The 25520-nt window shown below is 45.5% G+C and carries 16 protein-coding genes, 3 rRNA genes and 1 pseudogene; all 20 read left to right on the plus strand.

Going from position 1 to position 25520, the window contains the following annotated elements; all coding sequences use genetic code 11:
- The first annotated feature begins 183 nt into the window (after window positions 1-183).
- Window positions 184-3132: a glycoside hydrolase family 48 protein gene (locus MKY75_RS11535; RefSeq protein WP_340887086.1), complete on the plus strand. Its 2949-nt coding sequence runs from the start codon at window positions 184-186 to the stop codon at window positions 3130-3132.
- 139 nt (window positions 3133-3271) lie between these two features.
- Window positions 3272-3775: a ferritin gene (locus MKY75_RS11540; RefSeq protein WP_039275069.1), complete on the plus strand. Its 504-nt coding sequence runs from the start codon at window positions 3272-3274 to the stop codon at window positions 3773-3775.
- A gap of 290 nt (window positions 3776-4065) precedes the next feature.
- Entirely contained in the window at window positions 4066-4614 is a 549-nt protein-coding gene (locus tag MKY75_RS11545; RefSeq protein ID WP_340885323.1) for a GNAT family N-acetyltransferase, read from the plus strand.
- Window positions 4615-4904: 290 nt separating this feature from the next.
- Complete coding sequence (locus MKY75_RS11550; RefSeq protein WP_340885325.1) at window positions 4905-6932, plus strand: S9 family peptidase; 2028 nt, start codon at window positions 4905-4907, stop codon at window positions 6930-6932.
- A gap of 113 nt (window positions 6933-7045) precedes the next feature.
- The gene (locus MKY75_RS11555; RefSeq protein ID WP_340885328.1) at window positions 7046-8149 is read left to right on the plus strand and encodes a DNA alkylation repair protein; all 1104 of its coding nucleotides are present in this window, start codon (window positions 7046-7048) and stop codon (window positions 8147-8149) included.
- Between the two features lie 179 nt (window positions 8150-8328).
- A complete protein-coding gene (locus tag MKY75_RS11560; protein WP_069012580.1) occupies window positions 8329-9918 on the plus strand; it encodes an acyl-CoA synthetase in 1590 nt (529 codons plus the stop codon).
- Between the two features lie 47 nt (window positions 9919-9965).
- Window positions 9966-11198 carry an aminopeptidase gene (locus MKY75_RS11565; RefSeq protein ID WP_340887087.1) on the plus strand — a complete coding sequence of 411 codons (1233 nt, stop codon included), beginning with the start codon at window positions 9966-9968 and terminating at the stop codon, window positions 11196-11198.
- Between the two features lie 228 nt (window positions 11199-11426).
- Window positions 11427-12017: a TetR/AcrR family transcriptional regulator gene (locus MKY75_RS11570; protein ID WP_029516796.1), complete on the plus strand. Its 591-nt coding sequence runs from the start codon at window positions 11427-11429 to the stop codon at window positions 12015-12017.
- 18 nt (window positions 12018-12035) lie between these two features.
- Entirely contained in the window at window positions 12036-12662 is a 627-nt protein-coding gene (locus tag MKY75_RS11575) for an HXXEE domain-containing protein (RefSeq protein WP_340885330.1), read from the plus strand.
- 120 nt (window positions 12663-12782) lie between these two features.
- A complete protein-coding gene (locus MKY75_RS11580) occupies window positions 12783-13484 on the plus strand; it encodes a DUF4309 domain-containing protein (protein WP_340885332.1) in 702 nt (233 codons plus the stop codon).
- A 150-nt stretch (window positions 13485-13634) separates the two neighbouring features.
- Window positions 13635-14162: a TetR/AcrR family transcriptional regulator gene (locus MKY75_RS11585; protein WP_029516793.1), complete on the plus strand. Its 528-nt coding sequence runs from the start codon at window positions 13635-13637 to the stop codon at window positions 14160-14162.
- Between the two features lie 216 nt (window positions 14163-14378).
- Window positions 14379-14969 (plus strand): sulfurtransferase TusA family protein, encoded by a 591-nt coding sequence (locus tag MKY75_RS11590; protein ID WP_340885334.1) that lies wholly within the window; start codon window positions 14379-14381, stop codon window positions 14967-14969.
- On the plus strand, window positions 14966-15442 hold the full coding sequence (locus tag MKY75_RS11595; RefSeq protein ID WP_039275080.1) for a DsrE/DsrF/DrsH-like family protein: 477 nt from the start codon (window positions 14966-14968) through the stop codon (window positions 15440-15442). The genes MKY75_RS11590 and MKY75_RS11595 overlap by 4 nt, the downstream gene beginning before the upstream one ends.
- Before the next feature lie 76 nt (window positions 15443-15518).
- On the plus strand, window positions 15519-15785 hold the full coding sequence (locus tag MKY75_RS11600; RefSeq protein ID WP_013310304.1) for a metal-sensitive transcriptional regulator: 267 nt from the start codon (window positions 15519-15521) through the stop codon (window positions 15783-15785).
- Window positions 15786-16019: 234 nt separating this feature from the next.
- A complete protein-coding gene (locus MKY75_RS11605; RefSeq protein WP_029516790.1) occupies window positions 16020-16700 on the plus strand; it encodes a YetF domain-containing protein in 681 nt (226 codons plus the stop codon).
- Between the two features lie 303 nt (window positions 16701-17003).
- On the plus strand, window positions 17004-18164 hold the full coding sequence (locus tag MKY75_RS11610) for a trans-sulfuration enzyme family protein (RefSeq protein WP_165150849.1): 1161 nt from the start codon (window positions 17004-17006) through the stop codon (window positions 18162-18164).
- 431 nt (window positions 18165-18595) lie between these two features.
- Window positions 18596-20151, plus strand: a 16S ribosomal RNA gene (locus MKY75_RS11615).
- 402 nt (window positions 20152-20553) lie between these two features.
- Window positions 20554-23500: ribosomal RNA gene (locus MKY75_RS11620) — 23S ribosomal RNA — on the plus strand.
- Window positions 23501-23650: 150 nt separating this feature from the next.
- Window positions 23651-23767 (plus strand): 5S ribosomal RNA (gene rrf / locus MKY75_RS11625).
- The 16S, 23S and 5S rRNA genes sit together here, the layout of an rRNA operon.
- Window positions 23768-24802: 1035 nt before the next feature.
- Window positions 24803-25222 (plus strand): annotated as a pseudogene (locus MKY75_RS25590) (GNAT family N-acetyltransferase).
- The last annotated feature ends 298 nt before the right edge of the window (window positions 25223-25520 follow it).

Genomic DNA, 25520 nt, shown 5'->3' on the forward strand with positions numbered 1-25520 from the left:
GCGAAGCATTTGGAGCAATAGACAGCGTGTCCTCCACCTTTTTTATGGGAAAGTGAGGTGATGGTGCTGTCTTTTTGTGCTGTCATTTTTCGGAATAAAATCTTGTGTAAAGTCAAAATTGATAATGGAGAGGATGAATGCAAAGTGATCAGCAGAAAATCCGTGTTCAGGAAATCTGTCTCTATGGTCATGTCAGCTATTTTGGTACTTCCGTTAACCTTGGGCTTATTTCAGGCAGAACCCGACCGTGCATCAGCTACAACACCGGAATCGACACGCTTTCTACAATTGTATAAACAGCTGAAGGATCCGGCTAGCGGATACTTTTCAAAAGAAGGCATACCTTATCATTCCGTTGAAACGCTCATGAGCGAGGCTCCGGATTACGGACACTTAACGACTTCGGAAGCGTACAGCTACTGGATGTGGCTGGAAGTACTGTATGGTCATTATACCGGGGATTGGGGGCATTTGGAATCCGCGTGGGACAACATGGAGAAATATATCATTCCTGTTAATGAAGGCGACGGTAAGGAAGAGCAACCGACAATGAGTAACTATAACCCGAACAGCCCCGCCACTTATGCAGCAGAATATTCGCAGCCGGATCAGTACCCAAGCCGCCTAAGTGGTCAGTATGGTGCTGGCAAGGATCCACTGGACTCTGAGCTGAAGGCAACCTATGGCAACAACCAGACTTATCTGATGCACTGGTTGTTGGACGTGGATAATTGGTACGGTTTCGGAAATCTTCTGAATCCGTCGCATACAGCAGCCTATGTAAACACCTTCCAGCGCGGGGAACAGGAATCGGTCTGGGAGGTTGTACCACATCCATCGCAAGACAATCAAAAGTTTGGCAAGCCTAATGAAGGCTTTATGAGCTTGTTCACCAAGGAAAATAATGCCCCGGCTCAGCAATGGCGTTACACGAATGCCACCGATGCAGATGCACGGGCAGTTCAAGCGATGTACTGGGCTAAGGAATTGGGATATGACAACTCCGTATATTTGGATAAAGCCAAAAAGATGGGAGACTTTTTGCGTTACGGCATGTACGATAAATACTTCCAGAAAACCGGAAGCGCTTCCAATGGAAGTCCAATTGCTGGTACGGGCAAGGATGCCAGTCTTTATCTGATGGCATGGTATACATCCTGGGGCGGCGGACTTGGCCAAAGCGGCAACTGGGCTTGGCGTATTGGTGCCAGCCATGCACATCAGGGCTACCAAAATGTCGTCGCAGCATATGCGTTGTCCAACCAAGATGGTGGATTAATACCGAATTCACCAACGGCGGGACAGGATTGGGCGACCTCGCTGAAGCGCCAACTGGAGTTTTATACTTGGCTGCAATCCGATGAGGGGGCCATTGCAGGCGGAGCGACGAATAGCTGGGATGGTGCCTACAAGGCTTATCCATCTGGCACAAGCACCTTTTATGGCATGGCTTATACAGGGGCTCCTGTATATAACGATCCACCGTCGAACAACTGGTTCGGGATGCAGGCTTGGCCTGTCGAGCGAGTTGCCGAGCTGTACTACATTTTAGCCAAGAAAGGGGATACTTCGTCCGAGCAGTTTAAAATGGCTAAACAAGTGACGGAAAACTGGATCGCATGGTCCAAGAACTATGTATTTGCCAACGAACGGCCTGTGACTGACGTGCAGGGATATTATTTGGATGCACAAGGCAAGCGTATTCTGGGTGGCAAAAATCCGAAAGTGGCTACTACAGCAGCTAAAGGCGAATTCTGGCTGCCGAGCAATCTGGAGTGGAGTGGAAAGCCTGAAACCTGGAGCGGATTTGCCAATCATAAAGGGAATACCAATCTCCATGTGGTAACAAAGAATCCGGGGCAGGATGCCGGAGTACTGGGCAGCTATGTTAAAGCACTTACTTTCTTTGCTGCTGGAACGAAAGCTGAAAAAGGAGACTATTCCGAGTTAGGCAAGGAAGCTAAGGATCTGTCTAAAGCTTTGCTTGATGCTGCATGGGGTTATAACGATGGTATAGGTATTACAACGAAGGAAGCTCGCGAGGATTATTATCGTTATTTTACTAAAGAAGTGTATATCCCGAACGGCTGGAGTGGTAAGACTGGACAAGGCAACACGATCCCTGGCACAGACGCTACCGCTTCTGACCCGTCCAAGGGCGGCAATGGTACCTATTCCAGCTATAGCGATATCCGGCCTAATATCACTAAAGATCCGCAATGGTCCTATCTTAAAGATAAATACACGACTTCTTGGAACAATCAGACCCAAAAATGGGATAAAGGTGCTCCAGAATTTACGTATCACCGTTTCTGGTCCCAAGTCGATATGGCAACGGCTTATGCTGAGTATGACCGTCTCATTAACGGTAGTGGACCAACCGAGCCGACAGCTCCCAAAGCTCCGGCAAATGTGAAGGCAAACGCAGGGGATGCTCAGGTTACACTCACTTGGAGCAAAGCGACGGGTGCCGATAGCTATACGGTCAAGCGCTCGACAACCAGTGGTGGTCCTTATACCACAGTAGCAACGGTAACAGACAGCACTTACAAGGATACAGGAGTGCTGAATGAAACCATTTATTATTATGTAGCAAATGCAACAAATTCTTTAGGAACCAGCCCGGATTCTGTCGAGGTCAGTGCTAAGCCTACGGCAGCTCCCATTCCAGCAACGGGAGACGTGATTGCCCAATACCGCGTGGGCGACACTAATCCGGGAGATAACCAGATTCGGCCACTGTTCCGTGTTGTAAACAAGGGTAAAGAGGCTGTCGAACTGAAAAATGTTAAGCTGAGATACTACTATACCGTAGATGGCGACAAGTCACAGGAATTCCATTGTGACTATGCACAGTTGGGTAGTAGTAACGTTCAGGGACGTTTTGTGAAACTGGATAAGGCCGTTACAGGTGCAGATTATTATCTGGAGATCTCCTTTGGAGCTGGTGCGGGAAGTCTGGCAGCAGGGGAAAATACAGGAGATATTCAAATTCGCATGAACAAGACGGACTGGAGCGACTATAACGAAAGTGATGATTTTTCCTATGATTCTACCAAGACCTCTTATACGGATTGGGACAAAGCACCTTTGTATATAAACGACAAACGTGTTTGGGGCCTGGAGCCTTGATTGCGAACTGAGTGTGGAAATCGCGGGCGGAATGTGAGAGCACTGAACTGAATTCATTTCCGTCCGTTTTTTTGTGATCGGATTCGTGGTACACTATGATCGTTACATCATTACATACATGACCGAGGTGACCTGAGACATGAATGACAATTTGGCACAGGCTCTGAATGAGCAAATGAACTTTGAATTTTACTCCGCTCACGTATATTTGGCGATGGCTGCTTATTGCTCCAGTGAAAGTCTGGATGGGTTTGCAAACTTCTTCCTAGTACAAGCTGAGGAGGAACGGTTTCATGCCATGAAACTGTATAAATACATTAATGATCGTAGAGGACGCGCTACATTGGCTGCATTACCAGAGCCAAAAAACAGCTACGATTCCATGCTGGACGTATTTGAGCATGGCTACAAGCATGAGCAGCAAAACACGCAAAAATTTTATCATTTGGCTGACTTGGCCCTTGATGCACGTGAGCATGCAACGATCCATTTCTTGAAATGGTTTATTGATGAGCAAGTCGAGGAAGAAGCGCTGTTCGACAGTGTTATCCAGAAGCTTAAACGCATTGAAAGAGACAGCAACGCCTTTTATATGCTGGACAGCGAGTTTGCCAAACGCAGCTTTACTGCCCCTGCGGAGTAACACTGCAAACATGTTGTGTTTGAAAATGCCTGAGGCATGGACAGCATTTTATTCGTCAAGAAAGTAAAGGAGCCCGGCTTTCGGGCTTTTTTGCGTTGACTTTGATTTACCGAATGCCCCTCTTTCGAGGGGATATTGTTATTTTAAATGGAGTTATAGAAAAAATTAATTTGTCGCTGGATGGTGAGCATGCTACAGTTATTTTAACTTTTATATCTGATTAAATAGATAGGAATAATTATATAGTGGTTCACGCGTTTTATAAAAACACTATAAGGAGGCGGGTTAGTATGAGTGAAATCTATCGTCTGGCACTCCAAGAGGACGCAGAAAGATTGCAGTATGTGACGTATGAGGCGTATGAAACAATTCGGCAGTTGGGGCTTCGATGGCCTGCCACTCAGGCAGACGTTGCTCTCATTCAAGAAAATATTAAAAATAATGATTGCTATGTGCTGGAAGTAGACGGTGTCATTCAGGCTACCGTTAGCCATCTCAAAAATAGAGCCCTTAATTTTATAACCGATCTACCGTTTGTGATGTGGTTTGCTGTAGACCCGGCTACCCAGGGCAAAGGATATGGGAAAAAATTGTTGAATTGGGTAGAGCAAACGATTATACGTGATCAGGTGGGAGCTCCTGCAGTAACACTGGCGACTGCAGAAAAGCATCCCTATTTGCTATCCATGTACGAGCGTTGGGGATATGAACGTATCCATGCTTTTGACCATGGAACAGGGGACGGGACGATGCATTTACTGCGTAAAGTGGTGAATCCTGAATTATTCTCCACTTACATTCGTGAAAAAAATGAAGCCGAGACAGCCAACCAAAATTAGACCCGATCAACCGGAACAGACGAAGCCGATTCGTTCGCTGAAAGGGGCTTGGAGCGAATGAATTTTCAGTTATGATTGATGAATAACGTTACCCTCTCTCATGAAATTAACCGAAATAACGGTGTTTTCTGGTCGATAGCGACTGAGAGAGGGGCTTTTTAATTTTGGACAAATTGACAGAAATAAATTAAAAGAGTAACGTAATTGTATAATTATTATAATCACATAAAATTAATCGGATTAATTAAAATTTGAAAATGTGGAATCTGATGATATAAGGAGGGATTTTTTTGGGCAACTCGCAATTTAGCACGACCAAGCGCTGTATAACAGCCGAGGATTTATATCGACTTCACTGGGTTAGCGATCCAGCTATTCATCCTATTAGTGGTGAAATCGCTTACGTAGAACAGTATATTAATAAAGAGCGGACAGATTATAACTCAGGAATTTGGCTATTATCGTCCGATGGCGCTAGCGCATTACCCTTTACATACGGACCGAAAGATGAAACGCCTGTCTGGTCACCCGACGGATCACAACTAGCTTTTCTCCGTACAACAGACGGCAAGCGCCAGGTATGGATTATTCCAGAACGCGGGGGAGAGGCACGACAGCTTACATACGTAGAGAACAACGTTCGTTCATTAGCCTGGTCTCCTAATGGGACCTGCATATCGTTTGTAGCTAAAACGGCCGAGAACCCGTCAAGCCCGATATCCGATGAAGGAACTCAGGAGACGCAACTTAAGGGACGAGTTGTTAATCGAACGAAAGCTAAATCCGACGGCTATGGACTGTGGGATGATACTCGTGATCACTTGTATGTAACGGATATGACTTCGGGGCACACAGTTCAACTGACTTCCGGCGCTTATGATGTGGCAGAGCCTGTGTGGTCACCGGATGCTCAACGTATTTTATTCGTCGCCAGAATCGCAGAACATTCGAAAGAGGATACGGATTTACGTGAACTAAATGATTTGTTTACGATAACTCCTGCGATTTCAAATGATGATGCCGCAGCACCGCTTAAGCTGACCCATTCTGAACTGCACATCGAGAGTGCTGCTTATTCTCCCGACGGTTCAACGATTGCCTTTTACGGCCATGATCGACATGCCAAAGGCGCTACTCAGACCCGACTGTACACGGTTCCTTCCAGTGGGGGGAAGGCAGTATGCGTTAGTGAGACGCTTGACGCTCACCTTGGTAATGCGGGTATGAGCGACATGCGTTCACATCTTCATATAGGACCACCACGCTTCAGTGCGGACGGTCAATCCCTGTACACGCTGGTTACACGTGAAGGAAATGTGCACGTATATCAGTTTGCTCTTGATGGAACTTTTAAAATTTTAACGCAAGGAGAACGAGAAATTTACCAATTCGAGCTTACATCGGATGAGCAGCATATCATTGCCGCTTCCACCGATGTAACTTTACCAGGCGATTTGTTCCGGATTGCGATTCATTCAGGAACTGAGGAACGGCTGACACGAGTAAATGATTCTTTGCTTGATGAGATTGAGATTAGTGTGCCTGAGTGCTTTTGGACGGAGGTTGAGGATGGCCGACGGGTGCAGGGATGGGTAATGAAGCCTGCTGGGTTTAAGGAGGGAGTATCCTATCCTGCCATTTTGGAGATACACGGTGGCCCTCATGCCATGTATTCCAATTCTTTTTTTCATGAATTTCAGTTGCTGGCCGCTCAGGGATATACAGTCATCTACACGAATCCCGGAGGAAGTCGAGGGTACGGACAGTCTTTTACCAATGTCGTCCTTAGAGATTACGGCGGACGCGATTACACTGATCTACTGAGCGCAGTGGACGAGGCTATACGCCAGTTCCCATTCATTGATCCGGAAAGGCTGGGTGTAACAGGGGGCAGCTATGGTGGCTTTATGACAAACTGGATTGTTGGCCATACCGATCGTTTCCGCGCAGCTGTAACCCAGCGCTCCATATCTAATTGGCTGTCAATGTATGGAGTGAGCGACATAGGGTACTCGTTTACTGAAGATGAAGTCGGCGGGAATCCGTGGGAGGATTGCGAGCTCTTGTGGAGGCAATCTCCACTGGCTTATGTGCAGCAAATTAACACACCGCTGCTCATATTACATGGGGAGCAGGATCTGCGATGCCCTATAGAGCAGGGAGAACAGCTGTTTACAGCATTGCGTCGCTTGGGGAAACCTACGCAATTTGTCCGTTTTCCAGCTTCAAGTCACGAGCTTTCACGAAAAGGGCACCCGCAGCTTCGCGTGGAACGACTGCAACGCATTACCAATTGGTTTGCCCAACACGAATTATAAGTTAAATCGATTTCTTGTGTTGATGTAAAAATGTCAGGTCCTCATCATAGGACTTGGCATTTTTAGTATGCCTTGCTACAATTCTCTCAACCTCATTCAAAAGGAGATATATAATGGCCGAGCCCTTAAAAAATATGTACACGGAGAATTTTCTTCAACAATTCGGTGAAAAAGTACAGTCTGCATACAGGCCGTTCGATACCATCGGATTTATCCATCAAGTGATGGATGAAAAATGGGATGAGCTGGAGCTGAAAGAACGAATACGGCGTATTTCGTTAACATTAGGGGCATTTTTGCCCAGTAATTATGAAGAAGCTCTGGGTATTCTTTTTAATATAGATGAGCATTGCAGTGGTTTTCCGTACTTGTTTTTCCCCGATTTTGTGGAGGTGTATGGGCAGGGAGAAGGGGATTGGGACCTGTCCATGAAGGCGCTGGAGCGATTCACATCTAGGTCCTCTGCGGAGTTCGCCGTAAGACCCTTCCTCCTGCGTGAACCGGAACGGATGATGCAGCAAATGACGACCTGGGCGGGACATCAAAGTGAGCACGTTCGTCGTCTTGCCAGCGAAGGCTGCCGTCCACGGCTACCCTGGGGACAGGCGTTGCCTGTGTTTAAGCGCGATCCTGCTCCAGTATTGGCTGTATTGGAATTACTGAAAGCCGATCCATCACTATATGTACGTAAAAGTGTAGCCAACAACCTGAACGATATTGCCAAGGATCATCCTGATGTGGTCATTGCTACGGCTCAACGGTGGAAAGGGACACATCCTGACACCGACTGGATTGTGCGTCATGGCTGCCGGACCCTGATTCGCAAATCTATCCCCGAAGTGATGGCAATGTTCGGCTATGCGGATGAAACAGACGGGGGACCGTTGGTCACGGGTGCCTCTTTCACCACAGACCCTGCCGTGCTAAAGCTTGGTGATAGCTGTGAGTTGAGCTACGCGCTTCAGCTTCGTGAAGGTGACCCGGTACGAGTCCGCATCGAGTACGGCATTGACTTTGTAAAGGCGAGAGGACAGGTTTCACGTAAACTGTTTTTGCTATCTGACAAAACGGTCCCCGGAGGAACCCATCTTACAGGTACACGGACACACCGTTTTGCAGACCTGACAACTCGTCGCCATTATGCGGGAACGCATCGGATTGCGTTGCTCGTAAATGGTCAGGAAGCGGCTTATACAGTGGTAGAACTCCAGTTGTAGATCAAGATTGCAGTGAAGAGAAAGAGTCTGAAATCAGGCTCTTTCTTTTTGTGGTTGTTTTTACCCAATTCATTTTTTTTCCAAAAAAAATGATTCTGGTATTAGAACCTGGTACTAAGACGTGTTATACTACAGTAAGAAAGTGGATCTCATCTTATGTATAAAGGGGAAGGTATAATTTGACAGATCAACAACAATGGCTTGCGCCTGAATATTACAATATGACTTCGGAAATGGAACACCATGAGGCTGATAAAACAGCACTTAAGTGGCTGAGTGAGACAGGAGAATACGAAGAAATCACCTATGGAGAGCTGTTGAAAAAGGCTAACCGACTGGCTGGAGGACTCGCAAGTCTGGGATTTAACAAAGGTGACAGAGTTCTGGTCGTAGTACCACGGCGTATTATTGCGTATGTAATTTATATAGCCTGCTTGAAGCTGGGGCTTGCTGTCATTCCATCTTCAGAAATGCTGCGTGCCAAGGATATTGCATATCGTCTTCGCCATTCTGAAGCACGCGCAGTCATTGCCTGGAACGGAGTAACAGGTGAAGTGGACAAAATAAGCGATGATTTGCCTACTCTGGATTATCGTATCGTGGTCTCCGGGGACGACACGCCAGATGTATCTGGCTGGCTCGTGCTGAATGAGCTGATGGATGGACAGGAAGATACTTTTGAAGCTGTGAAGACGCACCGTGACGACATGGCCATTCTGGCCTATACTTCGGGCACCACGGGAAATCCTAAAGGTGTTGTACATAGCCATGGCTGGGGATATGCTCATCTGCGGATAACATCACCATGGTTGGATATTCGAGCTTCAGACGTAGTATGGGCTACAGCTGCACCAGGATGGCAAAAGTGGATTTGGAGTCCGTTTTTATCTGTACTGGGGAATGGAGCGACCGGATTCGTATATAATGGTCCGTTTCGTCCGGGTCGCTATTTGCAGTTCATGCAGCAGTACGGAATCCAAGTGTTGTGCTGTACGCCGACAGAATATCGGATTATGGCGAAAACGGATGGTTTGGATCAATATGATCTATCCCAATTGCGCAGCGCAGTTTCTGCGGGAGAGCCTCTCAATCAGGAGGTCATTAATAAGTTTCAGGAGCAGTTCAACATTACGATTCGTGACGGCTATGGTCAAACGGAGAGCACATTAATTATTGGTAATTTAAAGGATGCACCTCTGCGTACAGGCTCGATGGGCAAATCTATTGCACCGGGACTCGTTGAGGTCGTAGACGAGGATGGCATTCCGCTGGCTCCGGGGCAAGTGGGCGATATTGCGGTACGCGCTGATCTGCCGGCATTATTCCAAACGTATTACCATGATCCAGAACGCAAATTAACTAGTGTCCACGGAGATTATTTTGTTACGGGAGACCGGGCTCGCAAAGATGAGGATGGATATTTCTGGTTCGAAGGACGTGGGGATGATATCATTATCAGTTCTGGCTATACCATTGGTCCTTTTGAAGTAGAGGAAGCGCTTATGAAGCATGACTCCGTGCAGGAATGTGCTGCCGTAGCCAGCCCTGACGAGATCCGTGGACATGTTGTAAAGGCTTTTGTCGTACTCAAAGCTGGGGTAGAAGGATCACCGGCGTTAGTGAAGGAACTGCAACATCATGTGAAAACATGGACGGCGCCTTATAAATACCCACGAAAAATAGAGTTTATTAAAGAACTCCCTAAAACCAGCTCAGGCAAAATACGAAGAGTGGAGCTGCGTGAACTGGAGAAGCAATCCGTACTGTAATGATGAAATTATTCAATATAATCAAAACGGAACAGGAGCGTGGAAAAATGAGTACATTTGAATCATTGTTGGAGCAATACGCAGAACTGGTTGTAAGAGTAGGGGTTAACATTCAGCCTGGACAGGTGTTTTTGGTAACTGCACCACTGGAAACTGTTGAGTTTACACGCCTGATTGTCAGCAAAGCCTATGAAGCAGGCGCTAAATATGTACAGGTAGAGTTTGAGGATGATTCCATTACACGTAGTCGTTTTGAACATGGTGACGAAGCTAGCTTCGATTACTACCCTGCTTGGAAGGCAGAAATGATGGAGAAATTTGCCGAAGAGGGTGGAGCCACACTAACGATTAAAGTGCCGAACCCCGATTTATATCAAGGCATTGATCCACAAAAGGTATCTCGTGCGACTAAGGCGGCAGCTACGGCGAGAGAAAGTTTTTCCAAATATACCCGAAATCATAAAATTAGCTGGTGTTTAATTAAAGCGCCGACGAAGGCTTGGGCCGATAAAGTATTTGCAGATGTAGCAGAAGAGGATCGTATACGTGTCATGTGGGATACAATCTTCCAAATGAACCGTGTAGATGGCTCTGATCCTATTCAGAATTGGCAGAAACATTTGAAAAACCTTGAACAGGTACAAGACAAGCTGAATCATAAAAAGTATAAAAGTCTCCACTATCGTGCACCAGGAACAGATTTGCGAATTGAACTGGCTGACGGGCATATTTGGCGCAGCGGCGGTGGGGAGAACGAGCGCGGAGATTACTTTGTCGCGAATATGCCGACAGAAGAAGTGTTCACGATGCCTAAGCGTACAGGTGTGAATGGTCATGTCACAAGTACCATACCACTCAATTTAAATGGACAACTGGTGGATCGCATAACGTTTACCTTTAAGGACGGTAAAGTCACTGAATATACAGCAGAATCCGGCGAGCAGCATCTGACTCATTTGCTCGCTACGGATGAAGGGGCCAGCTATTTGGGAGAAGTTGCACTGGTGCCGCACGATTCACCGATCTCCAATCTCAATCGTATTTTTTACAATACAGGTATTGACGAAAATGCCTCCTGTCACTTGGCCCTAGGCAGTGCGTATCCATTTAATATGGAAAATGGGACACAAATGAACCGGGAGGAGCTGCTCCAGAATGGTGCCAATGTCAGTCTGACTCATGTTGACTTCATGATCGGCTCAGCTGAGCTGGATATTGATGGCGAACTGCAAGATGGAAGTAAAGAAGCCGTGTTCCGCAAAGGAAATTGGGCTATTTAGTCCTTTTCTCAACCTCAATTCAATCAACCCGCAAACGATCTCATTCGTATGCGGGTTTTTCTATTCCCTAAATCTCAAATCACTCCTTGTTTTGTGAAATATAAAGTGCTAAACTGAGTTCAAACAAAAATTTAAACAATGTTTTAATTGTTGTTTGAAAAGTTGCTTATATAAAGTTGTCCGTTTCATTTGTCCGTTATGATTGAACGAAACAGGAGGAGGAAAAACATGAATCACCCAGACAAAAAACAACAAACCAAAGAAAAAATCTTAGACGCTACGCTGGAATTTATTCAAAAGGAAGGTTTTGAGGCGGTTACAATCCGAAAAATTGCCGATCTGTCTGCTACTAATATTTCATTAGTTAATTATTATTTTGGCTCCAAGGAAAATTTGCTCAGTGAAGCTATTGAAGTGATATTAAATGGCTTTCAACACACCTTTTCTATTTTGGATAATACAGCGATCCCCCCCCAAGATAGACTGAAACAATTTTTACATAACTATTTACAGGTCATTCGTCAATATCCAGAGCTTCTTTCGCGAATTATTGCCATGGGCAGCACGCCCTTTACATCTCAACAGGAATACGGAAGATTTTTAAACATAATGGGATTTCCAAAGGTTCAGAACACGATCAAGGAGCTGACAGGTGAGCAACAGCCGGAGCGCTTGTTAGCGATGATGCTGCAAATATTCGGAGCTATTTTTCTGCCCGCACTGATGAGTCCGATTCTTGAATCAGGGGCAGTTGTGAAAATACCTTCAATAGAGGAACAATTAAATCTGCTGTTTGAAAGATATTTTGATCAAAAATAAAGCATAGGGGTGACTAATATGAATTATTTAAGAAAATATTGGCAAGATGCAGGGGCTATAATCGGTGTGGTCGTATGTGTTGTTTTGCTTATGAATCAAGCTATCTTTTCGGATATAACAGGCATGTTATGGTTGAGTTTTGTAGCTATATTGTTTCATCAATTTGAGGAGTACCGCTGGCCTGGATATTTTGCTGGTTTATTTAACCACGTTATGTTTAAAAGTGAAGCACCCGATCATTACCCCTTAAACACTCAATCAGCGATGATTATCAATGTTGCAATTGCCTATGTGTTTTACCTGCTCCCCGTATGGTTTCCGCAAGTAATCTGGCTTGGACTCGCACCCGTTTTTATGGGATTTTTTCAGGTCGTCTGGCACGGTATCGTCGTAAATATTAAAGCAAAAACCCTATATAATCCTGGCTTGTTTACGGCACTTCTCCTGCATGTTCCAGTCGGAATTTGGTATATACATGCAATAGTACAGCGAGACATCCCAACGGCAATAGACTGGATTGCGGGTACGATCTACTTTGTTTTTGCTGTATACATCTTCATCATTAAAGGGAATATATGGTTGAAGAAGAGTGACTCTCCTTACTCCTTTTCTAAACAACAGCTGGGATCTTATGGTCGTAAATAGTGTATATTAGAAAATCATTAATGTCCTTGTTTACAAGTTGGAAACAAGTAGAGGTATTCTGGAAACGAGGTTCGGTTACACTTGGTTTGTACCCATGAACAAGGAAAGAGTGATCTTATAATGAAGCATACACATCAATTTTATGATCGTAAAAAGTTGGCTTACAAGCTAATCACCACTAGTGCTTTATTGGCGATAGGTTTTGCTGTGATGACAGGATGCAGCAATAGCGGGGAAGCAAAATCAACTGCTCCTACTAAAGCAGAAACAGTCACATCGCCTGCTAGTTCTACAGATCAAAACACGGATCTCAATACTAATGGGCAAGGCTCAACCTCAACCTCGACCCATCAAGAACCTGCCAATAGTACAGCTACACCTCACAGTAAACACAGCCCTGCAGCCGCTATATTTAGCGCAGCCAAGCAGGGAACCTTACCGAATTTGCCTAAAGGTCTTGGCTTGGGAACTAGCAGCGCTCTTTTATTTGAGCTGTGGGGGAAATCCGAGTCTGGTTCTACTGGCCCTATGAGAAGCTACGCTAAGTATCATACAGACATCATGCTGGATGGAAGCGATAAAGTTACAGAAATTACATCTTCCGATCCAGAATATAAAAAGTTGCTTATCAAACAAATTGTTGACGATTTAGGCCAACCTACGGAAACCGTTGATACCTCTAGAGACATACCTGACACAGCAGAAGCTAATTATACGATCAATAACACATCAGGACTTAGTTATAATTTAGTATTTTCCTATCAAACCAAAACGCAAAAGGTCAATTATATCCGATTATATTTTAACTCTAAAACGCCATAATTGGATGCATATAACAGAGTCGTTTCCGTTAGAATTGCGGAGGCGACTTTGTTCAAGCTCATTGCATTTTTAGGGTATGTCGTTTATACTATTTTGTAATTGATTAATCACTAATCAGAAAACTGTGTTAAATAAAAGGATGAAAAAAACATGACTAAAGCTACGTCAACATCTATAAATCGCCAAAAGGAAATCATATCTGCTGCCATTGAAGTGTTTGCTGAGATGGGCTACTACCGAGCTACAACAGCCAAAGTTGCAGAACGGGCCAATATTTCTCAACCCTATGTCTTTCGTTTTTTCGCTACCAAGGAAGCATTGCTTGTTGAAGCCCTGAAGGTTTCATTTACACGTATCATAGATTCTTTTCACAGCGTCATTCATTCGGCCTCATCTGAGCAGCTCGAGCAAGAGCTAATTGCAGCCTATTCGCAAATTATGACGGAATACCGTAATGAAACACTTTTGCAAATGCAGGCGCAGACGATCCGCGAGGATGAGGTTGTAAGCGTGATGCAGCAAGGGTTACGTGAAATTCATACGACGGTGTATGATGCTTTCCGACGGGCAGGTATTGAACAAGCAATGGAAAGAACGATGCTTTTTCTCGCTAGAGGTATGCTGTGTAATATTTCAATGTCGCTGGATTTGCCAGAACTGATGAAAAAAGACGATTAATTTTGGTTTATGTTTATGCATTAGAGTCGCATTTATGCGCGGCTTTTTTTGCTTTTAATTTTATTTGTTTAAGACATGATTTTGTTTGCTTCTGAGAAGAAACGGCCAAATAAGTTGACAAGAGAAGTGAGTATCATTATTCTAATACCTATAGGGGTATATGTATAAAAGATTTAACTAAGCTAAGCCCCTCAAAAAACAGGCGGAGGTTATAGAATGTCATCAACTAACAATATCCAAGCAGATCATATTCTTGATTGTAAAGGGCTAGCTTGTCCTATGCCTATTGTAAAAGCAAGAAAGGCTATGAATGAGCTCGTTCCCGGAAAGATTATGGAGATTCAGGCGACTGACAAAGGTTCATTAGCCGATTTTCAGAGCTGGGCCAAAAACACCGGACATCAATATTTGGGCACTCTCCAAGAAGGAGATGTAATGCGACATTATCTACAAAAAGCAAATCTAGCTGAAGTGAAGAAGGAGCAAGTATTTTCTTCTACGATAAGCCATGAAGAGCTACAAGCAAAATATTCTGGCAAAGAGAACTTCATTTTACTCGATGTTCGTGAACCCGCTGAATTTACGCTTAAACATATCCCTGGATCTAAGCACATCCCTCTTGGCGAACTGGAGAACAGACTTTCTGAACTGAACTTGGAAGAAGAGATCGCAGTGATTTGCCAAGCTGGAGCACGCAGTGAAATGGCTTGTCAGTTATTAGTTGCCAAAGGCGCTAAAAAAGTCAAATCTGTGCTTTCAGGCATATCCGAATGGGCTGGAGAGACTAAAGGAAGCGAATCCATATGAGCACACCCAAAACAACGATTGTATTATTCAGCGGGGAGCTGGATAAGGCGATTGCTGCATTCATTATTGCGAATGGAGCGGCAGCATATGATCACGAAGTAACTATTTTCTTTACTTTTTGGGGGTTAAATACGTTACGCAAGGATGAAATCGTGAGCACTAATAAGGGAATACTCGAAAAAGCCTTTGGTTGGATCATGCCTCGTGGACCCAAAAAGCTGGCACTATCCAAAATGAATTTTGCCGGACTCGGTCCACAGATGATCAAGCATGTCATGAAAAAACACAATGCGCTTTCCTTGCCGCAGCTTATAGAGTTGGCACGAGAGCAGGGGATCAAGCTCGTCGCCTGTACCATGACCATGGATTTGTTAGGGCTGCAGCAAGAAGAGCTAATCGACGGTTTGGAATATGCTGGGGTAGCCGCCTACTTGGGGGATGCTTCCCAGGGCAAGGTGAATCTATTTATTTAGGGTATCCTATTTATTTTTTTGGTTTATAATATACCTATACGTGTATATGGTAAGTCGAAAAAGGAGTGCATTACTTATGGATTACAATTACAGTGATGAACTGAAAACGCGCCTGAGGAGGATTGAGGGACAGGTGCGTGGGGTACTTCGTTTAATGGATGAAGGAAAATCGTGCAAAGACGTCGTTAGCCAGTTATCTGCCGTACGTAACGCATCAGATAAAGCGATTGCCCAAATTGTAGCAGAGAATCTGCAACGATGTATATTGGAAGAGCAAGAGGCTGGAGGAGACACGGATAAGCTGGTTAAAGAAGCGATTCAGCTGCTTGTGAAAAGTAGATAATCATGACTCCAGAGTCCAAGCTAGCGGGCAATGATGTCACTATGCACAAAATTACGGGAGCTGGCATATTGCCTTTGATTAAGATTATATACTAGCCGTAATTAAAAAGTTCGCTGCCTCTAGTTGGTAGCGGGCTTTTTTATTCGGACATTTCAGGAATAATCCTCTGTTTATGCTGAGGTAGGCCGGTGTAAATAACACATAACAAAACAACTTCTTCCGGGAGGCCTATTTATGGAGGTATTTGTTTCGATTGGTGTCAAATTGATCATCAGCTTTTTTGGCTTGTGGATCATTACTTTTATTACAGGTCGGAAAACACTTAGTCAGTTAACACCACTCGATTTCCTAACATCATTGGTGTTAAGCGAAATTGTGGGAAATACGTTATATGACGATAAGGTGACCATTGGGCAGCTTTTATTTGCTTTGGCACTATGGTGCGCGCTGGCCTACTTTTTTGAAAAAGCGACGACCCATTTTGTGAAATTTGGATATATGGCAGAAGGTCGAACAGTGCTGCTCGTGGATAAAGGGCAGGTTAATCAAGAAATGCTGGAGAAATATGACATAGAATTTACACAGCTACTCTCCATGCTACGCCAGCAAAATATTTTTTCTCTGCGTGAGGTCTGGTACGCTACGTTAGAGACGAACGGCTCCTTGTCAGTCATGCGGAAACCTGAATACGAGCCACCCGCCGCTCAGGATATGGGAATAGATGCACAGCCTGATCTTTTTTCTGTTACTGTCATTGATAAGGGAAGGTTGCTAAATGAATCTATGCGTGGGAAAACAATTGATATTGGAGAGATTAAGGCTAAGGTGCGAGAGCAGGGATATGATAGTATCGATGAGATTGCCTATGCAGAGTTAAGCGAGGATGGAACACTTCATATCGTGCCAATGAGATAGAAAAAGCATTAAAAATAAGACCATTTTGATAATTAAGCCAAAAAAGAGGAGCAAGGTGAACAGTCAGGGTTGTACTTCCCAGCTCAAACAATGAAATACAGATGATCAACTCTGATACCCTGAGTGTATTTTTACTCATTGCTTCCATTCACTGCTCCATATTTATTTCATGCATTTAATTATCATTTTTAGATCCCAGCAGTTCTTTAAAAGATTTTTGAAATAACCCTATAGAATATTTGAGTCCCGGATTGAGGAGACTACCTCATGAGTTTGAAATTTTTCAGAAAGTGGTGATCAGATTTGAGTTTCTCGGATGATCAGCTTATCTGTCTCCGATTTGAGGACGAACTAGGGTGTTTTGCTAAGGCTGCTGCTCCTCCTATTTATGAGACTGCTCCATTTTTCTTTGATACTTACGAAGATTATGCTGAAGCGGCTAATAATGAAAAGGAGCATTATGTCTATTCGAGGGGAACCAATCCTACCGTTCAGATTGCAGAGCAAATGATTGCTGCACTGGAAGGTGGGGCGGACTGCAAGTGCTTTGCTTCCGGAATGGCTGCTATCAGTGCGGCTTTAATGTGTAGTTTATCCGCCGGGGACCATCTGATTCTGGTCGGACACATATACGAAACCTCCGTCAGCCTAGCTAAATACTTATCGAAGTTCAATATAAATTATACAATTGTACATTCCATTTCTACGGAAGCAGTTGCTGATGCCATCAACCCGCAGACCCGTGCTATTCTTATGGAGTCTCCTACCTCATTCACATTCGATATGGTAAATATTCAGGAGGTAGCTTCGCTTTCCAAAGCGAAGGGCATCCGCACAATCATAGATAATTCATGGGCTACACCCCTTTTTCAAAAACCATTAGAATGGGGCGTAGATATCGTTGTTCACTCCGCATCCAAGTACTTGGGTGGTCATAATGATTTAATTGCAGGGGCAGTGATCGCTTCTAAAGAGATAATAAATCGTATGTATGCTGAAGAGTATGAGTTGATTGGCGGCTCGTTGGCCCCTTTTGAAGCATGGCTACTCATTCGGGGGCTAAGAACACTCCCGCTCCGAATGGAAGCCCATCAGAGAAATGCTCTGTTGGTTGCTCGTTTTCTATCAGATCATCCGGCCATTTCAAAAGTGAATCATCCCGGACTTCCTTCTCACCCACAACATGAGCTGGCATGTAGGCAACTCAAAGGGTATGCCGGATTATTCAGTTTTGAACTAAAAGATTCGGGTTATGAGGATATATGCAGAGTGATCAATAAACTGCGACTGATTCGGATCGGTGTATCTTGGGGGTCTATGGAGAGCCAGGTGATCTCACCAAACTACGGCTTCAATAAGCAGAGTCTAGAAAAACAACACATGCCCGAATCGCTTATCCGCCTAGCTGTAGGGCATGAGCCTGCTGAACTTCTGATACAGGATTTAGCTACAGCTTTAAGCTAAGCTAACTTTCAGGATTTTATCTAAAAAAGCGGAAGTAGCGGTTCCTCCAATACATAAAGAGCTTCTGCTTTTCTGATTTATGATGTTTATACCTGATCAACTTTGCACTTGAAGTAGGAGATAAGAGAGTCTCAGTTGTTCCAGGTAAATCACCGTGTAGAAATACAAACTAGTAAATTGGGAAATATTACAACTTGCCTGATAGGTATACACGTGATAAATTATATATCCAGCCAGTTAAACGGCTGTTGACTTGATCTTTGAAAACTGAACAACGAGTGAGTACGGATTTTGCTTGCAAAATCCAACGCTGAAATTTTGGTACATGCCTTCCAGGCTGTATAAAATGGAAGCAAACAAGAGATGTTTTTTATCTCGTCAGTTTCAAAATGAGCTTATCGCTCTTTCTATAAACCAACTTCGGTTGGTCTTTAATGGAGAGTTTGATCCTGGCTCAGGACGAACGCTGGCGGCGTGCCTAATACATGCAAGTCGAGCGAGGTTATGTAGAAGCTTGCTTCTACATAACCTAGCGGCGGACGGGTGAGTAACACGTAGGCAACCTGCCCACAAGACAGGGATAACTACCGGAAACGGTAGCTAATACCCGATACATCCTTTTCCTGCATGGGCGAAGGAGGAAAGACGGAGCAATCTGTCACTTGTGGATGGGCCTGCGGCGCATTAGCTAGTTGGTGGGGTAAAGGCCTACCAAGGCGACGATGCGTAGCCGACCTGAGAGGGTGATCGGCCACACTGGGACTGAGACACGGCCCAGACTCCTACGGGAGGCAGCAGTAGGGAATCTTCCGCAATGGGCGAAAGCCTGACGGAGCAACGCCGCGTGAGTGATGAAGGTTTTCGGATCGTAAAGCTCTGTTGCCAGGGAAGAACGTCTTGTAGAGTAACTGCTACAAGAGTGACGGTACCTGAGAAGAAAGCCCCGGCTAACTACGTGCCAGCAGCCGCGGTAATACGTAGGGGGCAAGCGTTGTCCGGAATTATTGGGCGTAAAGCGCGCGCAGGCGGCTCTTTAAGTCTGGTGTTTAATCCCGAGGCTCAACTTCGGGTCGCACTGGAAACTGGGGAGCTTGAGTGCAGAAGAGGAGAGTGGAATTCCACGTGTAGCGGTGAAATGCGTAGAGATGTGGAGGAACACCAGTGGCGAAGGCGACTCTCTGGGCTGTAACTGACGCTGAGGCGCGAAAGCGTGGGGAGCAAACAGGATTAGATACCCTGGTAGTCCACGCCGTAAACGATGAATGCTAGGTGTTAGGGGTTTCGATACCCTTGGTGCCGAAGTTAACACATTAAGCATTCCGCCTGGGGAGTACGGTCGCAAGACTGAAACTCAAAGGAATTGACGGGGACCCGCACAAGCAGTGGAGTATGTGGTTTAATTCGAAGCAACGCGAAGAACCTTACCAGGTCTTGACATCCCTCTGACCGCTGTAGAGATATGGCTTTCCTTCGGGACAGAGGAGACAGGTGGTGCATGGTTGTCGTCAGCTCGTGTCGTGAGATGTTGGGTTAAGTCCCGCAACGAGCGCAACCCTTATGCTTAGTTGCCAGCAGGTCAAGCTGGGCACTCTAAGCAGACTGCCGGTGACAAACCGGAGGAAGGTGGGGATGACGTCAAATCATCATGCCCCTTATGACCTGGGCTACACACGTACTACAATGGCCGGTACAACGGGAAGCGAAGCCGCGAGGTGGAGCCAATCCTAGAAAAGCCGGTCTCAGTTCGGATTGTAGGCTGCAACTCGCCTACATGAAGTCGGAATTGCTAGTAATCGCGGATCAGCATGCCGCGGTGAATACGTTCCCGGGTCTTGTACACACCGCCCGTCACACCACGAGAGTTTACAACACCCGAAGTCGGTGGGGTAACCCGCAAGGGAGCCAGCCGCCGAAGGTGGGGTAGATGATTGGGGTGAAGTCGTAACAAGGTAGCCGTATCGGAAGGTGCGGCTGGATCACCTCCTTTCTATGGAGAATCGTTTCCTGCGATGGAAACATTCAAATTAGCAGGTACATGTACCTGCGACCGGATATTCAATTCGGTTCATCACATTCGTGTGAATGAAATGAATATCCTGAACTTACTCACTCGTTGCTCAGTTTTGAGAGTTCAAACTCTCAAGCTTCGACGAATACTTCATTCACACATCCGTGTGGAACCGAAATATTCATCGGGTTTCGCTTCGATGAAGCGAATTGCACCTTGAAAACTGGATACCGAAACGAAATTGCGTTTTAGAATATTCCTTTAAGCTGATCTTGTGTAAACAAGTGAAATAAAGGTAGCAGGTAAGGAAAGATCTTTTGCCTTTGGCAAAAATCATTCTTTATCGAACATCGACATTTTCTTTTATCAAAGAAAAGTCTAGGTTAAGCTACAAAGAGCACACGGAGGATGCCTAGGCGCCAGGAGCCGACGAAGGACGTGGCGAACAACGATAAGGCCTCGGGGAGCTGTAAGCAAGCTTTGATCCGGGGATGTCCGAATGGGGAAACCCGGCTGTCTTCATCGACAGTCACTACTCACTGAATTCATAGGTGAGTGAGAGGCAGACCAGGGGAACTGAAACATCTAAGTACCCTGAGGAAGAGAAAACAATAGTGATTCCGTCAGTAGCGGCGAGCGAACGCGGATTAGCCCAAACCAAGGAGCTTGCTCCTTGGGGTTGTGGGACGTCTCACATGGAGTTACAAAGGAACCGGTTAGATGAAGAGGTCTGGAAAGGCCCGCCAGAGAAGGTAAAAGCCCTGTAGTTCAAAACTTGTTCCCTCCGAGACGGATCCCGAGTAGTGCGGGGCACGTGAAACCCCGTATGAATCCGGCAGGACCATCTGCCAAGGCTAAATACTCCCTGGCGACCGATAGTGAAGCAGTACCGTGAGGGAAAGGTGAAAAGCACCCCGGAAGGGGAGTGAAATAGATCCTGAAACCGTGTGCTTACAAGAAGTCAGAGCCCTATGATATTTTCCTTTGGAAAAATCACGGGTGATGGCGTGCCTTTTGTAGAATGAACCGGCGAGTTACGTTCCCGTGCAAGGTTAAGGTGAAGAGCTGAAGCCGCAGCGAAAGCGAGTCTGAATAGGGCGAATTGAGTACGTGGACGTAGACCCGAAACCGGGTGATCTACCCCTGTCCAGGGTGAAGGTGCGGTAACACGCACTGGAGGCCCGAACCCACGCATGTTGAAAAATGCGGGGATGAGGTGGGGGTAGCGGAGAAATTCCAATCGAACCCGGAGATAGCTGGTTCTCCCCGAAATAGCTTTAGGGCTAGCCTCGGAAAGAAGAATCGTGGAGGTAGAGCACTGATTGGGTGCGGGGCCCGCAAGGGTTACCAAGCTCAGTCAAACTCCGAATGCCATAGATTTAGTTCCGGGAGTCAGACAGTGAGTGCTAAGATCCATTGTCGAAAGGGAAACAGCCCAGACCATCAGCTAAGGTCCCCAAGTGTGTGTTAAGTGGGAAAGGATGTGGAGTTGCACAGACAACCAGGATGTTGGCTTAGAAGCAGCCACCATTGAAAGAGTGCGTAATAGCTCACTGGTCGAGTGACTCTGCGCCGAAAATGTAACGGGGCTAAACACACCACCGAAGCTATGGCTTGATGCTTGCATCAGGGGTAGGGGAGCGTTGAATGCGGGTTGAAGGTGTACCGTAAGGAGCGCTGGACTGCATTCAAGTGAGAATGCCGGTATGAGTAACGAAAAGATCTGTGAGAATCAGATCCGCCGAAAGCCTAAGGGTTCCTGAGGAAGGTTCGTCCGCTCAGGGTAAGTCGGGACCTAAGGCGAGGCCGATAGGCGTAGTCGAAGGACAACAGGTCGAAATTCCTGTACCACCGTAATCCGTTATGAGCAATGGGGTGACGCAGTAGGGTAGTGACGCGGACGGATGGATGTCCGTCTAAGCAGTGAGGCTGGTGTGTAGGCAAATCCGCATATCATTAAGGCTGGGCTGTGATGGGGAGCGAAAATTATAGTAGCGAAGGTCATGATCTCAGACTGCCAAGAAAAGCCTCTAGCCAGGAGAAGGTGCCCGTACCGCAAACCGACACAGGTAGGCGAGAAGAGAATTCTAAGGCGCGCGGAAGAACTCTCGTTAAGGAACTCGGCAAAATGACCCCGTAACTTCGGGAGAAGGGGTGCCTCGGTAGGGTGAATAGCCCGAGGGGGCCGCAGTGAAAAGGCCCAAGCGACTGTTTAGCAAAAACACAGGTCTGTGCGAAGCCGCAAGGCGAAGTATACGGGCTGACGCCTGCCCGGTGCTGGAAGGTTAAGGGGAGTGGTAAGCCTTCGGGCGAAGCTATGAACCGAAGCCCCAGTAAACGGCGGCCGTAACTATAACGGTCCTAAGGTAGCGAAATTCCTTGTCAGGTAAATTCTGACCCGCACGAATGGCGTAACGACTTGGGCGCTGTCTCAACGAGAGATCCGGTGAAATTTTAATACCTGTGAAGATGCAGGTTACCCGCGACAAGACGGAAAGACCCCATGGAGCTTTACTGCAGCTTGATATTGAATTTGGGTACGATCTGTACAGGATAGGTGGGAGCCGTCGAACTTTGAGCGCCAGCTTGAAGGGAGGCATCCTTGGGATACCACCCTGATCGTATCTAGGTTCTAACTTGGTACCGTAATCCGGTGCGAGGACAGTGTCAGGTGGGCAGTTTGACTGGGGCGGTCGCCTCCTAAAGAGTAACGGAGGCGCCCCAAGGTTCCCTCAGAATGGTTGGAAATCATTCGAAGAGTGCAAAGGCAGAAGGGAGCTTGACTGCGAGACCTACAAGTCGAGCAGGGACGAAAGTCGGGCTTAGTGATCCGGTGGTACCGCATGGAAGGGCCATCGCTCAACGGATAAAAGCTACCCTGGGGATAACAGGCTTATCTCCCCCAAGAGTCCACATCGACGGGGAGGTTTGGCACCTCGATGTCGGCTCATCGCATCCTGGGGCTGAAGTAGGTCCCAAGGGTTGGGCTGTTCGCCCATTAAAGCGGTACGCGAGCTGGGTTCAGAACGTCGTGAGACAGTTCGGTCCCTATCTGTCGTGGGCGTAGGAAATTTGAGAGGAGCTGTCCTTAGTACGAGAGGACCGGGATGGACGTACCGCTGGTGTACCAGTTGTTCCGCCAGGAGCACCGCTGGGTAGCTATGTACGGAAGGGATAAGCGCTGAAAGCATCTAAGCGTGAAGCCCCCCTCAAGATGAGATTTCCCAGTATGTAAGACCCCTTGAAGACGACGAGGTAGATAGGTTGGGGGTGGAAGTGCAGTAATGCATGGAGCTGACCAATACTAATCGGTCGAGGGCTTATCCTAAAGATAAAACGCAAATAAGTTTCGGATCCAGTTTTCAGGGTGTAACCTTGAAGGTATGTAGAAATACATACGAAATACGCATTGAAATTCATTCACACAGCTGCGATGAACCGAGTTTCAATACGGAAGAATTTGCGTAGCAAATTCATGTTTGGTGGCGATAGCGGAGGGGTTCCACACGTACCCATCCCGAACACGACCGTTAAGCCCTCCAGCGCCGATGGTACTTGGACTGCAGGGTCCTGGGAGAGTAGGACGTCGCCAAGCACGATAAAAGAGAGCACAGCCATAATGGGCTGTGCTCTCTTTTATCTTTTCGGAATTAGATATTTAAACAGTTTAATGAAAGGATATGGAAACTAAGAAGGAATAACATAGAAGTAACCTAGTCCTGACGAAGAGTAGGGTGACGTAGTTCTTACATTGAAATAACAAAAATGGAACATGTATAAAAATGCCTTGGTCATACCCTGCTGGATTAATGAACTGTATCCCGTTTCTAAAGCTGTAGGGAATGTTCGCCATACAGACGCAAGTTTAATTGAAGAAATTCCTCTGAACTCAAAGTGAACTGTTAGCCTAAAGAGTGCTATTATATGTATGAGCATGGATATGTATTACGTCCATATCAAATAAAAGTAAGAATAGCAGAATACTGGATTATTATGCTTGTTCCTAAAGATATGTATCTGAAAGGTTTTAAGACATTTATTTTATGGGTGCTAACAAGGACAAAGTGAGAAATCAGCTTGCTAAAGCGACGATAAGTGAAGTATCTTTTATGAGGAGCACCTTTGAAACTTAATTTTTCATTATAAAATTCGTCATAAAAAGCGTGGTATCAGGTTGCATTTTAGAACTTTTGATCTTCTTCATTTACTTTGCATACATAAAATGAAAACTGGGTCTTCATATCGTGGAAAAAAAGGGTTTCCAAAATTAAGACAAGGAACACTGACTTTAGAAATGCTGAAAAAAGCCAACTTAGGCGGATATGAGAGAACCATTTATCGTATATGACATTTCCCATTTCTTCATAAATTACTACATCAACCTAGCTTTATTATTTTTAATCCTCAGTTAGCCCAAAGCATGATTGATGCTGAGTTTATGTTGTATAACATTTTTAGTGGCAGATACATTCATTTGGGTATAAAGAAAGAAGATAATTCGGACTTTTACGTTCCTGTTACTTTTTTGGAGCGTAAAACCCCTTATCAAGGAATGACTGTTGTTAAAATTGATGACATAGATATTGATTTTACCTGAACATTCAGATAACTTAGTGCAGACGAACAGTATGTGACCTACGAAGCGTACGAAATGATTCGGCAGTTGGGACTCCAGTGGCCTGCCACTCAGGCAGACGTTGCTCTCATTCGGGAGAACATTAAACACAATGATTGCTATGTGCTGGAAATTAACGGGGTCATTCAGGCTACTGTTAGCCATTCGAAAAATAAGCCCTTGATTTTATAATCGACTTGCCGTTTGTGATGTGGTTCGCTGTAGACCCGGCTGCACAGGCCAAGGGTACGGGAGAAAACGAATTGAGTAGAACACACAATTATTCGTGATCAGTTGGGTGCCCCTGCGGTGACACTGGCGACAGCGGAGAAGCATCCATATCTGCTATCCATGTACGAGCGTTGGGAATATGAACGTATCTCGATCACCAAGAACGGACGAAGCCGATTTGTTCGCCGAAAGGGGGTTGGATAAAGCCACGAACTTTCACGAAAAGGACATGCGCAGCTTCGTGTGGAACGACTGCAACGCATTACAATTTGGTTTGTCAAGCACCAGATATAACACAAAATCTGTTTCTTGCACTTACTACACAGAAATTTTACAATAATTCATTAAAAATTACAAACAATGCCTGATTTTTAGACAAAAGAGGGCATTGTTTGTGTATATAATATACTTATACATTATATCGACATACTTTAATTTACTTTTATATTTATATTGAAACAAAATCATTCATATATCGCATTTTTTCCTTATTAAAGGAATT

Source organism: Paenibacillus sp. FSL L8-0663, assembly GCF_038008125.1.
Lineage (GTDB): Bacteria > Bacillota > Bacilli > Paenibacillales > Paenibacillaceae > Paenibacillus > Paenibacillus polymyxa_D.

What these genes read in the sequence shown, in the direction of transcription:
- MKY75_RS11535 (WP_340887086.1), top strand. Translation starts at nt 184, where the DNA reads ATGGTCATGTCAGCTATTTTGGTACTTCCGTTAACCTTGGGCTTATTT.
- MKY75_RS11540 (WP_039275069.1), top strand. Translation starts at nt 3,272, where the DNA reads ATGAATGACAATTTGGCACAGGCTCTGAATGAGCAAATGAACTTTGAA.
- MKY75_RS11545 (WP_340885323.1), top strand. Translation starts at nt 4,066, where the DNA reads ATGAGTGAAATCTATCGTCTGGCACTCCAAGAGGACGCAGAAAGATTG.
- MKY75_RS11555 (WP_340885328.1), top strand. Translation starts at nt 7,046, where the DNA reads ATGGCCGAGCCCTTAAAAAATATGTACACGGAGAATTTTCTTCAACAA.
- MKY75_RS11565 (WP_340887087.1), top strand. Translation starts at nt 9,966, where the DNA reads ATGAGTACATTTGAATCATTGTTGGAGCAATACGCAGAACTGGTTGTA.
- MKY75_RS11570 (WP_029516796.1), top strand. Translation starts at nt 11,427, where the DNA reads ATGAATCACCCAGACAAAAAACAACAAACCAAAGAAAAAATCTTAGAC.
- MKY75_RS11575 (WP_340885330.1), top strand. Translation starts at nt 12,036, where the DNA reads ATGAATTATTTAAGAAAATATTGGCAAGATGCAGGGGCTATAATCGGT.
- MKY75_RS11580 (WP_340885332.1), top strand. Translation starts at nt 12,783, where the DNA reads ATGAAGCATACACATCAATTTTATGATCGTAAAAAGTTGGCTTACAAG.
- MKY75_RS11585 (WP_029516793.1), top strand. Translation starts at nt 13,635, where the DNA reads ATGACTAAAGCTACGTCAACATCTATAAATCGCCAAAAGGAAATCATA.
- MKY75_RS11590 (WP_340885334.1), top strand. Translation starts at nt 14,379, where the DNA reads ATGTCATCAACTAACAATATCCAAGCAGATCATATTCTTGATTGTAAA.
- MKY75_RS11595 (WP_039275080.1), top strand. Translation starts at nt 14,966, where the DNA reads ATGAGCACACCCAAAACAACGATTGTATTATTCAGCGGGGAGCTGGAT.
- MKY75_RS11600 (WP_013310304.1), top strand. Translation starts at nt 15,519, where the DNA reads ATGGATTACAATTACAGTGATGAACTGAAAACGCGCCTGAGGAGGATT.
- MKY75_RS11605 (WP_029516790.1), top strand. Translation starts at nt 16,020, where the DNA reads ATGGAGGTATTTGTTTCGATTGGTGTCAAATTGATCATCAGCTTTTTT.